Origin of the sequence: Desulfosporosinus sp. (genome assembly GCF_014237355.1) — a bacterium.
Classification (GTDB): domain Bacteria; phylum Bacillota; class Desulfitobacteriia; order Desulfitobacteriales; family Desulfitobacteriaceae; genus Desulfosporosinus.
Genome location: NZ_JABZFS010000013.1, coordinates 58,682 through 72,119 on the forward strand (window position 1 = coordinate 58,682; position 13,438 = coordinate 72,119).

The 13,438-nt window shown below is 41.0% G+C and carries 15 protein-coding genes; 2 read left to right on the forward strand and 13 right to left on the reverse strand.

Annotation, left to right across the window (positions count from 1 at the left end; translation table 11 throughout):
• Positions 1-206: 206 nt before the first annotated feature.
• The 8 genes from HGJ98_RS02285 to HGJ98_RS02320 form a co-directional block, all read right to left on the reverse strand.
• Positions 207-362: a LysM peptidoglycan-binding domain-containing protein gene (locus tag HGJ98_RS02285; RefSeq protein WP_367142651.1), complete on the reverse strand. Its 156-nt coding sequence runs from the start codon at positions 360-362 to the stop codon at positions 207-209.
• Positions 363-450: 88 nt separating this feature from the next.
• Complete coding sequence (locus HGJ98_RS02290) at positions 451-1,506, reverse strand: M14 family zinc carboxypeptidase (RefSeq protein ID WP_291349372.1); 1,056 nt, start codon at positions 1,504-1,506, stop codon at positions 451-453.
• Between the two features lie 146 nt (positions 1,507-1,652).
• On the reverse strand, positions 1,653-2,510 hold the full coding sequence (phnE, locus tag HGJ98_RS02295) for a phosphonate ABC transporter, permease protein PhnE (protein WP_291349373.1): 858 nt from the start codon (positions 2,508-2,510) through the stop codon (positions 1,653-1,655).
• Positions 2,507-3,277: a phosphonate ABC transporter ATP-binding protein gene (locus tag HGJ98_RS02300; RefSeq protein ID WP_291349374.1), complete on the reverse strand. Its 771-nt coding sequence runs from the start codon at positions 3,275-3,277 to the stop codon at positions 2,507-2,509. Before HGJ98_RS02300 ends, phnE begins: the two co-directional genes overlap by 4 nt.
• A 53-nt stretch (positions 3,278-3,330) precedes the next feature.
• Positions 3,331-4,224 (reverse strand): phosphate/phosphite/phosphonate ABC transporter substrate-binding protein, encoded by an 894-nt coding sequence (gene phnD / locus HGJ98_RS02305; protein ID WP_291349375.1) that lies wholly within the window; start codon positions 4,222-4,224, stop codon positions 3,331-3,333.
• Positions 4,225-4,329: 105 nt separating this feature from the next.
• Positions 4,330-5,007: a GGDEF domain-containing protein gene (locus tag HGJ98_RS02310; RefSeq protein ID WP_291349376.1), complete on the reverse strand. Its 678-nt coding sequence runs from the start codon at positions 5,005-5,007 to the stop codon at positions 4,330-4,332.
• 232 nt (positions 5,008-5,239) lie between these two features.
• Complete coding sequence (locus tag HGJ98_RS02315) at positions 5,240-5,917, reverse strand: hypothetical protein (RefSeq protein ID WP_291349377.1); 678 nt, start codon at positions 5,915-5,917, stop codon at positions 5,240-5,242.
• Positions 5,918-6,142: 225 nt separating this feature from the next.
• Complete coding sequence (locus tag HGJ98_RS02320) at positions 6,143-7,654, reverse strand: PLP-dependent aminotransferase family protein (RefSeq protein ID WP_291349378.1); 1,512 nt, start codon at positions 7,652-7,654, stop codon at positions 6,143-6,145.
• A gap of 116 nt (positions 7,655-7,770) precedes the next feature.
• Between HGJ98_RS02320 and HGJ98_RS02325 the strand changes: the two genes are divergently transcribed.
• Together HGJ98_RS02325 and HGJ98_RS02330 are read left to right on the forward strand one after the other, a co-directional pair.
• The gene (locus tag HGJ98_RS02325) at positions 7,771-8,493 is read left to right on the forward strand and encodes an AzlC family ABC transporter permease (RefSeq protein ID WP_291349379.1); all 723 of its coding nucleotides are present in this window, start codon (positions 7,771-7,773) and stop codon (positions 8,491-8,493) included.
• A complete protein-coding gene (locus HGJ98_RS02330; RefSeq protein WP_291349380.1) occupies positions 8,486-8,803 on the forward strand; it encodes an AzlD domain-containing protein in 318 nt (105 codons plus the stop codon). The genes HGJ98_RS02325 and HGJ98_RS02330 overlap by 8 nt, the downstream gene beginning before the upstream one ends.
• A gap of 138 nt (positions 8,804-8,941) precedes the next feature.
• Here HGJ98_RS02330 and HGJ98_RS02335 read toward each other — a convergent pair whose 3' ends face one another.
• The 5 genes from HGJ98_RS02335 to HGJ98_RS02355 all read right to left on the reverse strand — a co-directional run bounded on the left by HGJ98_RS02335 (position 8,942) and on the right by HGJ98_RS02355 (position 13,407).
• On the reverse strand, positions 8,942-9,103 hold the full coding sequence (locus HGJ98_RS02335) for a hypothetical protein (RefSeq protein ID WP_291349381.1): 162 nt from the start codon (positions 9,101-9,103) through the stop codon (positions 8,942-8,944).
• A 374-nt stretch (positions 9,104-9,477) separates the two neighbouring features.
• Positions 9,478-10,953, reverse strand: a complete 1,476-nt coding sequence (locus HGJ98_RS02340) for a YdiU family protein (RefSeq protein ID WP_291349382.1) — start codon at positions 10,951-10,953, stop codon at positions 9,478-9,480.
• A gap of 259 nt (positions 10,954-11,212) precedes the next feature.
• A complete protein-coding gene (locus HGJ98_RS02345; RefSeq protein ID WP_291349383.1) occupies positions 11,213-11,467 on the reverse strand; it encodes a hypothetical protein in 255 nt (84 codons plus the stop codon).
• Between the two features lie 61 nt (positions 11,468-11,528).
• Complete coding sequence (locus tag HGJ98_RS02350; RefSeq protein WP_291349384.1) at positions 11,529-12,521, reverse strand: D-alanyl-D-alanine carboxypeptidase family protein; 993 nt, start codon at positions 12,519-12,521, stop codon at positions 11,529-11,531.
• Between the two features lie 91 nt (positions 12,522-12,612).
• Positions 12,613-13,407, reverse strand: coding sequence for a M23 family metallopeptidase (locus HGJ98_RS02355; RefSeq protein WP_291349385.1), 795 nt, complete (start codon positions 13,405-13,407; stop codon positions 12,613-12,615).
• Positions 13,408-13,438: the final 31 nt, after the last annotated feature.

The following is a 13,438-nucleotide window of genomic DNA, read 5'->3' on the forward strand; positions in this document are numbered from 1 at the left end:
TTACCCCCTATTCATAGCGAATTACTAGGTATTAACTATATGTTATAGACTACTATATAATAAGGTTTTGTGCCAGTCCCAATATATAGAAGTATTTTAATCCAAATACGAAATTCGATATGTGGTGTAACAAAAAGAGGGATGCCCATGTGAGCAACCCTGAAGACTTCAGATTCAATTTTTCTTTCTTCTATAATATAGAATTTCTAATGTTTAATTTTTATTTTCTGACCGATATAAATCAGATTTGGGTTCTTTATTGAAGGATTAATGTGAAGCAAATGATGAACGGATGTGTGGTGATGATGAGCTATTTTCCAAAGGGTATCCCCTCGCTTTACGGTATGAAACATCATATGCATTGTCAGCACTCCCTTTACCAATTTAATCCATAATATTTATTCTTTGATTAAGAAGTGCAAGGCCACATAAAAATCTCAAGAAATCTAATCAAACATCCAATCCTACTAAAAAAATACCGATAGTTTTACCCCATATGTCCCAAAACTGTTTAACTGGAAGTGGGTTTGTTCCACGTCCACATTCCACCGTGAATCCCGGGCGTCTCCATTCTTGAATAAACCAGTCCTTGTACCCGGCATCACTCTCGACGTATCGAATAGATTTGTAGCCGCTTACTTCCACGAATCTTTGTACAATACGAATTGATTCGTCTGGTTCTAACCCTCTGTAACCCCAATAGATTTCCTGACCTTGTGTATGAAAAGCAATCACCAAACGAAAATTGTGAGAACGAGTAAAATTGGCCATTGCTCTTGATTCCGGTTCTGAGAGGGGTGACGGGCCTGGATAGTCGCGAGGAGCTGGGGCCAAACCTGAGCGCCTGGCTACTTCTACTTCCCATCTAGCTGGGAACTGATCATTCAAGTCAACACCTCGGAGATTAGCCTTCCATCCCCTAAAGTCTCTTAAGCCACGGTTTATCCTCATGACTGTATCATAAAGTGGATCAGTGGGCTGAATGCCATTTTGCACAAGTTCAACCCCATCCGGATTGACCATCGGGACAATCCATAAAGATGTTCGCTCAAAGAGATTCTTTACATTAAAATGTCCGATATATTTTCCATCTCGATAAGCTTTAGCATAAACCTCTAGAAACTTCATTAATAGAAGAGTTGTTATCCATTCATTGGCATGGAACGATCCGTTATAATGAACTTTCTTAATACCTTTACCAATCTGAACTGCAGGAATAGAACGCCCTGACACGGACTTTCCAATAGTACTTACTTTAATGAAAGGATAAACCGTTGACAGAGCATCTAAATCAGACATCATTTTATTATAGTCATAGTTCTCTTGAGGGACTACAATGGTCTTACGTAAACTAGGAACGTGTATTGCCTGCCCTGGTATTATTAGAGATGGATTCTTAATATCAGGATTAGCTGCCAGAAGCACATTTACAGTTAGTCCATACTTCTTAGCAATAAGAAATAGAGTTTCTCCCCGCTGTACAATATGCCTAATCATCGGGCTCATATAAAACACCCTCCTCCATAGCTATCTTATTCACGTTTATAAATAAGAATTACCAAAAGCGACTAAGGATTATCCTCAGCCGCTTTTAGGTAAATTACTTATGGTCTTTACACTTCACACATAACAAATGTTGAACGGAAGTGAAGTTATGAAGTCGGAGTTCGGCAGGGTACACCTTTTTGATCCAATACTCGTGTTCTTAAATATTGCCCGATAAGCTCAACGAGAACCACTAAAAGAAATATTGTAATAATCAAAGTTGAAACTTCCTGATACATAAAGAGTTTCATGCTAATCATGAGCTGGGTTCCGATGCCTCCCGCTCCCACAAATCCCAGTAACGTAGCGGATCGCATATTACACTCCCAACGAAACACAGTATAGGAAAGGAAAACGGGCAATGTTAAGGGGATTCTCGTCATAACCAAGATCTTCAGATCATCCATGCCTCCCACACGGGACATTTCCACAAGTCTTTGGTCAACAGATTCGAACATTTCAGCATATAATTTGCCGAGAATTCCTGTGCCATGAGCCATTAGCGCTAGAACCCCGGGAAAGGGGCCCAGCCCAACCGCCACAACAAAAATAAGAGCCCACATCAATTCTGGAACACCTCGAAGCAAAGCTAAAACACCACGGGATAAATAATATAGACCCCAACGCCAAGACCATAAAGCGCTTCCATAAACCCTTCTTGAATATTCTTCCCCCCGGGGCCTCATGGCAAAAAGCGAGAGCGGTAGAGCGAAAAAAATGGCCAAGACTGTAGCGACTATGGAAATTTCGACGGTTTCTAATAGTAATTCGAAAACAGTATGCAAAAAGACAGGACTGGTCTCTGGAGGCCATAAACCACCTGTAAAACGAGTCATGGCCTTAATATTCCCGGGATCTAAAAATTCACTGGGAGAAAAATTTGTATCAATTCCGCTGATAATCACAATTCCCAGGATGACTACCGTAATGACCCAATTAAGGATGCTGGATTTCTCGTGCTTCATACGACCTTTACCCCCCTCTCGGGGAAATTTCGCATTAGCTTTTTACTGACGTCACTTTTACAATAGTCCTCGGGAGATCCGTTAAAGGCTATGGTACCATGATCAAAAGCTAATATTTTAGAACAATACTTAAGAGCACTATCAATTTGGTGCAAACTAAGAAGTATTGTTTTTCCTTGCTTATTAAGGGATTGAAATAGTTGTAGGATAAGTTCAGCAGTTGCAGGGTCTACTGAAGCTATAGGTTCATCTGCCAAAATCAGTTCCGCACCTGAATAAATAGCTCGGGCAACAGCAACACGTTGTTGTTGTCCACCTGAGAGTTCTTGGCATCTCTCATAGAGCTTATCTTCAATACCGAGGGTGGTTAGGATCTCTTCAATCTCGGATTCCTCTTTTGCGGTAAGGCGAAAGGTTCCTCGAACCACTGAAGCGAAGGACATTTTACCAGCCTTTCCCATGAAAACGTTTCTTGCCACATCCAAGGAGGGAATAACATTAAAGTTTTGATATACCGTAGCAATCTTGCCTCGCAAGGTCTGAAGCTGTTGGCGATTTAAATGGCTCATAGTTTGACCCAGGATCGTTAGATTCCCTTCACTAGGGAAAATAGCCCCGCAAAGCAAGCGAAGTAAGGTTGATTTACCTGCACCACTGGGGCCGACGATACCTATGATTTCTCCTTTGCTTACGGAAAAGGAAGCATTGTGAAGTCCTTGTCCGTTAGGGTAAACTTTCGAAAGTCCTTCTGCGAGAATGATATCCATAATAGCCTCCATAATATAAGTTGGCAGGAATGAGGTTCCTGCCAAGCTGGTTCTTATTTGTTAGGGTTAATTAGGCCGAGTCGATTCGCTTCTTTTTCTATTTCAGTGTAATTTGCTTCAGTTACTCGGGTAAAACTCTTAGCTCTCATTAGGGTAAGGAGTCCGGGATCATTCATTTCAAGAAAGGAATTGATGATTTTTTCTTCGAGAGATTTATCTAGGCTATCTCGAACAACCCATGGATATCCCTCGACAAGATGTTTATCAATGATTCGAATCTTACTGGAGTCGACGGTTTTATTAGTAATAAGTCGGTTCAAGATACGGCCTTCGATTCCCCCTGCATCCACCGTCCCATTCTGAACCGCTTGAGCTGTCGCATCATGGCCACCGGAGTATAGGATATTCTCTAGATCATTTGGTACTTTGATCCCTGCTTCATCAAGCATGAAGCGAGGATACAAGGAGCCAGAGGTTGAGCTAATATCTCCAAACGCAAAGACTTTACCTTTGAGGTCAGCTGTGGATTGAACTGGGCTGTCTGCGGGAACGATAATTAAACTATAGTATTTTGAGGTTTGTGTCTCCTCATCGATTTCCGTTACAATTGGATGGATATTAGCTCTTTGTTTTGCCTGCGCATAAGTAAGACCACCAAAGTATGCTAGATCGAGTTTATCATTTGCCATCGCTTCTACGACTCCTGCATAATCGGAGGCAACGAAGAGTTCAACAGGCATGTCCAATGTGTCAGATAAGAATTGACGAAAAGGCTCATACTGCGCTTTAATCTTATCTGGAGCTTGATTAGGCACAAGTCCAACTCGCAAGGGCGGCTGGTTTGTTTCTTTAGTCCCTTGTGACTGGCTCGGGCTTTGGCCGCAACCACCTATAAGGAGAGTGAAGGATAAAAGAACTGAAACTATGAGTGCGATCTTTTTCTTCATTGATAGTCACCTTTTTCTTGTATATTTCGACAAGAAAATTATATAACTAACTATAAATACGTGTCAATAACTAATTAGTTATCTTCCTTCAATTTGTCGTAAGGATTAGCACAAAATAGTACAATTCTTACCACTTTGTTTAGCCCTTAAGAGTGCTTGGTCGGAAGCCACAATAAGATCATGAATAGTCTCGCCATCTTCCGGATAACTTGAAACCCCTAAGGAAATCGTAATTTGTGGGTATGAGCCGTTATCAAGCTCACTAATTTTGGAACGGATCGTTTCGGCCATCTTCCAAGAGTTCGCTTTATTGCAGTCCCTTAAAAGTAAAACTATTTCTTCTCCACCATATCTGTATACTCGATCGGTTGTACGAACACTAGCCTGAATTGCTTGTCCAACTTTAACCAATACGCTATCTCCAACATCGTGACCAAACCTATTATTAAAATCTCGAAAATTGTCAATATCAATAAATATTAATGCGTATGAACCATTATGTTCCAAGTTTTTTATATCCTCATCAAAAGCTCTTCGATTAAGTACTCCGGTTAGATTATCGGTCTTAAGCTTCACTCTTAGTTGCTTATTTATTTTAGTGAGTTTATCGAGTCTCCGAGAGAACAGTTCCGCTACTAAGAAATTTATTAATCCGAAAACTATACCTAGTACCAAGCATTTAGCCACGAAATTGTTAAAGAAGGGTACCACCATGAAGTGCGTAAGTGCTGAATGCATAATTGAGATAATAACCATAGCAAAAAACAACCAAACTCTGATCATAATTCCAACTCCCTTTATCCAGTCTTTAAGACCCTACTTCTTGTAAGTGGGGGGCCTTAGTAAACTTCGTGGAGTAGAGTAACGTACCTCAGCGCAATAGTATTCGTTACAGGCTGGGCTTTCGGTGAAACCTCCACATCAACTACAAATGGTACCACTGACTAAATAAAAAGTATACAGTTATTTATAGATCGAACCAAGCGTTTTTGCTTCGTAATAAGTAAACAATAACCTATAATCGTAATTGAAAAGGAAACTTCTTTCTAAATGAATCATTGTGCCGATACTTGATGAAGTCTTCCGAATTTATCACAAATTCTCTCTCTTCTTCGCTGTCTAAGTGTTTTATAATTACTTTCATTCCTGTTTGTATCCGTTCAATTGGAAGATCTCGGCCTCTTACAGAAAAACCCAATTCATGACTATTATCTTCATAGAGTCTACTACCACCCGAACTATAACCAGCGCCCATAGAATCTACAACATTTATACTTATGTGATCCTCAAAATACCCATTGTATTTTTCAGACTCATTATATTCTGTCGAGTCATTGATGTGGTGTGTGAACTCACATTTGCCAAAAAGGGCCGTCGTATAGCTTTTATTGTCTATTTCATAAGGGCTGCTATATAAATACATTATTCTCCAATATGGCATTACCAACGATTTCGGAAGCGCTGAAAGCAATTTATATTTGAACTTTTCAGTTTCATTAGTATCAAGAATGGGTGCTTTACGTTCAAAGTTATAAAGCACCAAACTGTTCAGATGAATACTTACATCATCAAATTCAACTGTTTTGTTAATTTTCGCTTCTTTACCTACTACGGAATGCTTAGTTATAAAATATAAGGTGAATCCGAGCCATATTACAAACAATACCGTTAAAACACTGATTACTCTTTTCAATTAATTCATCCTTCCTCCAAGTCTTATCGGTCTGGTTACTTTGGTTCTTATATGCTGACCTAATCATCTCATAATTGTTCTGCAGAATATGGGGAAACCTGTATCTCTTTATTGGAAAAAGGTCCCCTACTTTTTATAGTAAGAGACCTCACTGTTATACAACCTCTTGATACCTTAGACTACCCATCATGCTGGCAATGAACAAACAGTCTGGTTAGTGGTTAGTTAAATAATCGGCCATATGGAACAGGATTGTTCATCGCTATCTATAGTCTTTTTTGATATTTGTATCAAGGTTTTAGACAAACGCTGTACACTTTCTAGCAAAACTGCTTCATTGTGAGTCGTAAAACAAAGGCGAAACTCTTTGTCATGAGTGGGTACTGTATGGAAAGCTTCACCAGGCACAAAGGAAATTCGGTTCTTTGCAGCTTCTTGTAGGAGCCGCTGGGAAGTGACTGCTTGTTTTAATTTACACCAAAAGAAAAAACCTCCCTGGGGTAAGTTAAACTCAATTTGGTGTGCACATAAACGCTGGAGAGCTTTTGCCATTGTATCTCGGCGTTTTTTATATTCCCTACGCACCGTGGTCAAATGTTGAGGAAGCATCCCTTCGTTTAAGAACATGGTCACAAGCCATTGGGCTATGTTATTTGAATGTAGATCAACGAATTGTTTTTCAAGGGCAAGCCGATTAATTAAAATCGGCGGACCTACAAGATAGCCTGTACGTAAACCAGGGAAGAGAATTTTAGAGAACGTCCCCAGATAAACCACTCCCCCGTAGGAATCTAAAGCTTTAAGAGCCTGCGGGGGCTGTTCGGCATAACACAAATCGCTATAGGGATCATCTTCTACAATAACCAGTCGATGACGTTTGGCAAGTTTAATCAAATCCTGGCGATCATGTTCTGATAAAACTCTGCCGGTGGGGTTTTGATAAGTAGGTATCATATATAATAATTTTGGCCGGTAGCGTATGAGAAAGTCCTCCAACAGCTCCAGAGATAATTTTTCAGAGTAAGGCAGGCTTAATACCCTAGCACCTGCAGCCTGAAAAACTTGAATAGCTCCGATAAACGTCGGTGCTTCCATCACAACATAGTCGCCAGGCTCTAGTATTACTTTGCTTAATAAATATAAGCCTTGTTGAGATCCTGTAAGAGTGAGTATGTTCTCCGTCGAAGTGGGTATGCCCTTCTCGCTTAACATTACGGCGATTGCTTTTCTCAACGGAGTATAACCTTCTGTAGGAATATGTCCAAAATGGGCAGGGTCAGTCTTGCCAATATTGCGGTTAAACAGCTCTGTAAAGGTTTCCATAGGATAAAGGGCCGGATCAGGCATACCTGCTGCCAGAGATATAGTTCCTGGCGCAGGAGTCGAAACGAGATCCCTTAAGATTGATGTTATGGGATTTTGGGGATAGGCAGTAAACAGTTGAGGCCAGGGAACTTCGGATAATGACTCAACTTCACGTGCTTGCGCTACATATGTACCGCTGCCCACTTTTGTCCATACCAACCCCTGCTGTTCTAAGTGGCGATATGCATTGATAGCCGTAGTGCGGCTTACAGCGAATAGTTCAGCTAATTCCCGCTCAGGGGGAAGTTTCGTACCCGGCTGCAGGATTTGTCTTCTAATTTTATCAGCAATGAGTATGGCAATTTGCATATAGAGAGGTTGCTTATCCGAGGAATCCAGTTCCGAGCTATTTAAATGTTTGGATATGTCCATTTGGCATTTCTCCTTAATTAATATCCAATTATGATTATATATTGGTAATTGGATATTTACAATGTTTTGCCAACTAGTTAAGATTGAGAAAACATAAAGAGATAGGTGGAAGGATTATGCAGCTATCAAATCTGCTCTCAGGTAAAAACGAACTAGCGGAAGAGGTATGGATTGCACTCCGTGAGTGCACTCCTGTCGTCCTAGGGGTAGTGCCCTTTGGTATCACCTGCGGGATAATGGGGCTTACAGCACAAATGTCGGGCTTAGAAACTATTTTAATGTCAATCTTTGTTTTTGCCGGTGCGGCCCAATTCATTGGCATTACCATGCTGGGGGCAGGCATTACGGGTTGGGGAATTATTATCCTGACTACTTTACTGGTAAACTTGCGCCACTTGATTATGGGGTCATCTTTAGCACCCTATATGACTAAACTACCCTTTTCCCTTCAAGCATTTCTGGCTTTCTTTCTGACCGATGAAGCCTATGCTCTGACCATTAGCCGAATTTACAAAGCTAAATACAGTATGCTCTATCAGTTGACCGTAAGTACTACTCTTTATCTGGTTTGGGTTCTGGCTACTGTAGCCGGGGTGGTCTTAGGCAGTTACATATCAGACCCTCTAACTTGGGGACTCGATTTCGCCATGCCGGCCACGTTTCTGGTACTTCTGATACCGTTATTGGTAGACCGCAAGAGTTTAATTGTATTCGGTATGGCTGCAGTAGTCTCTGTATTAGCTGCCCTATATTTACCCGGTAAATGGTACATTATTATCGCCTGTTTAATAGCCAGTTTAATGGGGGGATTATTAGAAGGTGGTAGTAACCATGCGTAGTGAAGCTATTTATATTATTATGGGAATGGCCTTAGTAACATACTTTACCAGGATCGGTGCTCTAGTTTTATTTCGGTTTACGGGGGTACCAACCTGGTTAAACAGATGGCTTAAATATGTACCGGTTGCAATATTGACTGCCTTAATTGTACCGTCATTACTCCTGCCACAGGGATATTTAGATATTAGTTTACAAAACCATTACCTGATCGCGGGTATAGCTGCTGCTATTGTGGCTTACAAAAGCCGTAATATTATTGCTACTTTGGGCATCGGAATGTCAATTATGTTTATCTTGAACGTATTATAGATAATTACTAACTTTAAATACCCTGACACTACGAAAGCGACCTTATTGGTCGCTTTTACGCAAAAAAACGCCACTTTTCTCACGAAAAATGGTGTTTGTAATCTAAATAGCGTATGAACAAAGTTCTTGTTTGATCCGCTATACTTCAATTGATTTCGATAAGGATCCGCGTTTGTGTCCGAAGGTTACGAGGAACTTTTTATAGACTTGATAACATGAAGTTACTATAAATTTAACACTTGCAATTGCTAATAGAACCAACAGGACTATTAAAAACCAAGTAAAAATTGTTTCAGCCATTATTTATTCCCCCTTCAATATTAAATTATTGTATACTCTTTTCCTATTTTAATTATAGCAGAACGAATTCGTAAAAGATAGTGATAGTTCACACATTCTCAAAGTCTTACTCTTTTGACTAGTTTAAATTTTTTAATTATTGTGTCAACGTTAAGAATCAATGATCTTTACATAGTTAAATGCTTGCCTCCGAGCAAAAGAGGCAAGCATTTTATCTTATCTTACTTAGCAGAAAGTATAACTTCGTTGCATACTGCGAGAAGGCTAATACGTGCGAAGACAGTGTCTTCGTCTGTAGCATAAGTGCAACCAACGGTTTCGCTTTCGCTAAGGCTCGGCGAAGCCAGGTTTTCTTTAAATGCTTTTATGTGAGATCAGGTACCACAAAAAGTACGGTAAGGTTGAGTTAAGAGCTCAGGTAATGCAGAGTAATCCTCTTGTTCTGGGGAATGTGCGTAGGGGCTTGAGAGAACCTTGAGAAGCTTCTCCATGACGCTGTAGTCTCCATGTTTCACTGCCGAATCTAAGGCTGCCTCGACCCGATGGTTACGAGGGATTATCGCCGGATTGCTGTTTCGCATCAGCTGATGGGAAGAGGCTTGCGGTTCCTGCTGCCTGCCTAGTCTCGCGTGCCATAGCTCAAGCCACTGAGAAAATTCTTTAGTGCCAAATAGAGCAGTATCCTCCAACCTATCAAACGTTAAAGCCCTAAACGTATTGGTATAGTCAGCACGATATTTCTTCATCATACTGAGCAGATCTTCAATGAGAGATTCATCCTTTGACTCTTCATTAAATAATCCCAATTTCCTTCTCATTCCTGTCAGCCAATTACAGTTATACAACTCAGTGAAGTTTGATATCGCTTCCTGAGCAATCTTGACAGCTTGTTCCTCATTGACATGGAGTAGGGGTAACAGAGTTTCGGCAAACCGTGCAAGATTCCACCCAGCTATACTTGGTTGATTGCCATAAGCATAACGACCTTGAACGTCTATTGAACTGAAGACAGTAGCCGGATCATAGATATCCATAAAGGCGCAAGGACCATAGTCTATGGTTTCTCCGCTAAGTACCATATTATCGGTGTTCATCACCCCATGAATAAAACCAACTATCTGCCAATTAGCAATCAGTCCTGCTTGACGTTTGATTACTTCCTTAAGCAGGGAAAGATAGGGGTTCTCTACATCGTCAACCTCAGGAAAGTGTCGTTGCAAGGTATAATCCGCAAGGGCCCGGAGGTCTTCAACGCTGCCCCAATTTGCAACATATTGAAAGGTACCGACCCGGAGATGACTGGCCGCTACGCGGGTCAGAATTGCACCAGGCAGGGCTGTCTCCCTGAATACAGACTCCCCGGTTGTCACGACTGCTAAGCTGCGGGTGGTTGCTATACCAAGTGCATGCATTGCTTCGCTGATAATGTATTCGCGGAGCATCGGTCCAAGTGCCGCTCGGCCATCTCCTCCACGAGAATATGGCGTTCGGCCTGAACCTTTGAGCTGAATATCAACCCGCTCACCCTGAGGAGTGATCTGCTCACCAAGCAACAAAGCTCGTCCGTCCCCTAACATGGCGAAATGTCCAAATTGATGACCGGCATAAGCTTGAGCAAGAGGAGACGAGCCTTCTGGAACCTGGTTACCGGCTAGCACCGCTACCCCGTCTTTGCTACCCAGCTCCTGGAGGTTCAAACCAAGGGTTAATGCCAAAGGCTCGTTGAGAATGATCAACTTTGGGGACTGGACAGCAGTTGGTTTGAGACTAGTGAACATCAGTTTTGGCAGACGAGCATAACTATTGTCTAAGTTCCATCCGGTTGCATTTATTTCATTTTCTTTAGTCATGGTATCTCCTTTTCTTCTTTAGTTCTCAAACACCATATAGGTCAACATTTTTGGGATATGTACTTTATTCGGATATGATTCTCCATTACATTGTAACCCTTTTTAGTGTCTACCTCTTCAATTATATTATACCGTTACATATACATAGGAAATGAAATGAATTATTCAGGAACATAGGAAAAGCCAGTCTTAAACTGGCTTTCAAACGATTCTTCGAGCTTTTCCTCTTTAAAATCAACGGGTGTGTGAAATGATTAAGTCAACGGACTGAATTGCCCTTTGTTTTAATCTTATAGCTCGTGTTAGGTCCTTTATGCGGGTGATCCGTTGTTTTATCCTCGGTATTTAATAGGACATCGTCAATCTCAATTTCTGCATAGTCCCCCTCGGGGGTTTTAATACACTGGCAACAATCATCACATTGTTTCGTCGGATCTAAATCACAAACATCACAATCACCGCATTCAGTACATACACGATCCTCTAAAATACAGGAATCTCCAAGGTTATTCAAATTTCAAATCCTCCATTAAACTTCTGTGATCAAGTAAATAAATAAGTCCTATGAATACTAGCTAAAACAATCCCGGACTCAAAATTAAGGATCTTGGATCTTTAGCTAGCCCTTTCAGAGCAGCTTTTGGACGCTGCTCAGCCCAGGTCTCATCGAGTAATAAAATAGTATCTTCGTAGCGTTGCTTGCTTCCCAATAAGACCAGCAATAAGTCTCCGTCTGGTCGTGAGACATAAGTTACCAGACATTGTCCTGCTTCTGTCGTAGTTCCCGTTTTTAAACCTTTGTCTCCAGGATAAACCTCAAGGAGTCGATTTGTATTTTGTAAATAGGCATTATGTAATATCCCTTCCGCGTCAGTCCATTGGACATGAGCGCTGACCTCTTGAACAAATCCCATGAGTTCCTCATTCTCGATAAATTGAAGGGCAATTTTACTCAGATCATTGGCTGTAGTGTATTGGCCTGGTTCGGGCATTCCATGCGGGGTTGTAAAGTGAGTATTTTGACACCCAAGAGTAGCCGCATATTCGTTCATTCTCTGAGCAAAGGCTGGAATTGACCCACTGATTTTCACCGCCAAAGCTGCAGCTGCATCGTTAGAACTATTAACATAAAGGGCAGTTAATAAGTTTTGCACGGATATTTGGTCACCTGGTCTGAGTCCTAGTCGAGAGCCTTCAACATTTACTTCCGTTCCGACTTTTATGATATCCGTCGTTTTTAATACATCAATTGCTATAAGCCCAGTGATTAGTTTTAACGTACTGGCAGGGGCTCGTTGGGTATCTGGGTTATGGGATTTCAAAATTTGATTTGTCTCAGGATTAATAAGGACATAGCTCAAGTCTTGCGTTGAAAGATTTGTTTTAATTGAATTTGACTTCGGTATATCTTGTTTTGTCTCAGCGATTGCTGGTTTGATCACTGGGTTGAGGTTTGCTGTACTTAGATAATGAACTGACACTAATAAAATAAAAATGGTTAGAATGGATATCGTCATTCTCTTAAGTTTAGATTTAACTCTCGAATATCGCTGTTTAGGTTGTTTCACAATAACCCCTCTTTTTGTAACTATAAACAACGACATTATAACTAATTTAGGGAATAGAGGCAAGCTTAATGAATCTCTAAGCAGAACATGGCTATTTTCCTTCCTCCCAAATTTGCCATACTACCAAAAAAGGATAGGGATTAATCCATTGCCCGTTAGGGAGTTCAATACCAAGATGAAGATGATCGGGTGTCGTTAAAGCATCTCCTGTATGTCCCATCCCTCCAATTAGCTCCCCCGCTTCTATTCGATTCCCTTTACAAAGTTCCGGGGAAATATATTGGAGGTGTGCGTAATAATAGTAATTCCCATCGTCTCCGCGTACACCCACACGTTCTCCTCCCAGACGATTCCAACCAAGCTGTTCGATTATCCCCCCGCAAATATTGACGACGGGCGTACCTTCTTTTCCAAATACATCCGTACCTTCATGTCTGCGTGCTCCTCCTTCTCGATCAGCACCAAAACTATCTTCGAACCAATACTTTCCGATGACCGGAAAATGATATAGATTTGGTTGGAAATAGGAATACTGCTTAAGAATTTCACGATGTCTTCCCACAAGCTTAACTGTTTCCTCCCGGAGTACACCCCACTTTAGATCTGAGAAAGGAACATTAGCATTAAGTTGGTCAACTAGGGGTTGGGCCTCTCTTTGTGGAATTGTCGAACGTATTGCTAACAAGTCCTCATAGGAGATAAACGAAGATCTGTTTTTTTCTTCTAGACATTGTTTAACTAGTGTTGGAGGTATTGAACTGAAATACGGATAAATATCTGGAGATATGTTCGGTGGACGATGGATTACCTGCCAAGAAACTATCCCTATAATAATCAGAATGCACAACTGTGTAAATCCTCGAAATAAGTTAAAGGGAAATTTCATAGTTTCCTCCTACTCTACATTTATAGGTTTA

Bases quoted from the DNA above. Each gene is read 5' to 3' on its own strand.
- HGJ98_RS02330 (WP_291349380.1), top strand. From the start codon at position 8,486: ATGCGTAGTGAAGCTATTTATATTATTATGGGAATGGCCTTAGTAACA.
- HGJ98_RS02310 (WP_291349376.1), bottom strand. From the start codon at position 5,007: ATGATCAGAGTTTGGTTGTTTTTTGCTATGGTTATTATCTCAATTATG.
- HGJ98_RS02335 (WP_291349381.1), bottom strand. From the start codon at position 9,103: ATGGCTGAAACAATTTTTACTTGGTTTTTAATAGTCCTGTTGGTTCTA.
- HGJ98_RS02355 (WP_291349385.1), bottom strand. From the start codon at position 13,407: ATGAAATTTCCCTTTAACTTATTTCGAGGATTTACACAGTTGTGCATT.
- phnD (WP_291349375.1), bottom strand. From the start codon at position 4,224: ATGAAGAAAAAGATCGCACTCATAGTTTCAGTTCTTTTATCCTTCACT.
- HGJ98_RS02285 (WP_367142651.1), bottom strand. From the start codon at position 362: ATGCATATGATGTTTCATACCGTAAAGCGAGGGGATACCCTTTGGAAA.
- HGJ98_RS02325 (WP_291349379.1), top strand. From the start codon at position 7,771: ATGCAGCTATCAAATCTGCTCTCAGGTAAAAACGAACTAGCGGAAGAG.
- HGJ98_RS02290 (WP_291349372.1), bottom strand. From the start codon at position 1,506: ATGAGCCCGATGATTAGGCATATTGTACAGCGGGGAGAAACTCTATTT.
- HGJ98_RS02300 (WP_291349374.1), bottom strand. From the start codon at position 3,277: ATGGATATCATTCTCGCAGAAGGACTTTCGAAAGTTTACCCTAACGGA.
- HGJ98_RS02340 (WP_291349382.1), bottom strand. From the start codon at position 10,953: ATGACTAAAGAAAATGAAATAAATGCAACCGGATGGAACTTAGACAAT.
- phnE (WP_291349373.1), bottom strand. From the start codon at position 2,510: ATGAAGCACGAGAAATCCAGCATCCTTAATTGGGTCATTACGGTAGTC.
- HGJ98_RS02320 (WP_291349378.1), bottom strand. From the start codon at position 7,654: ATGGACATATCCAAACATTTAAATAGCTCGGAACTGGATTCCTCGGAT.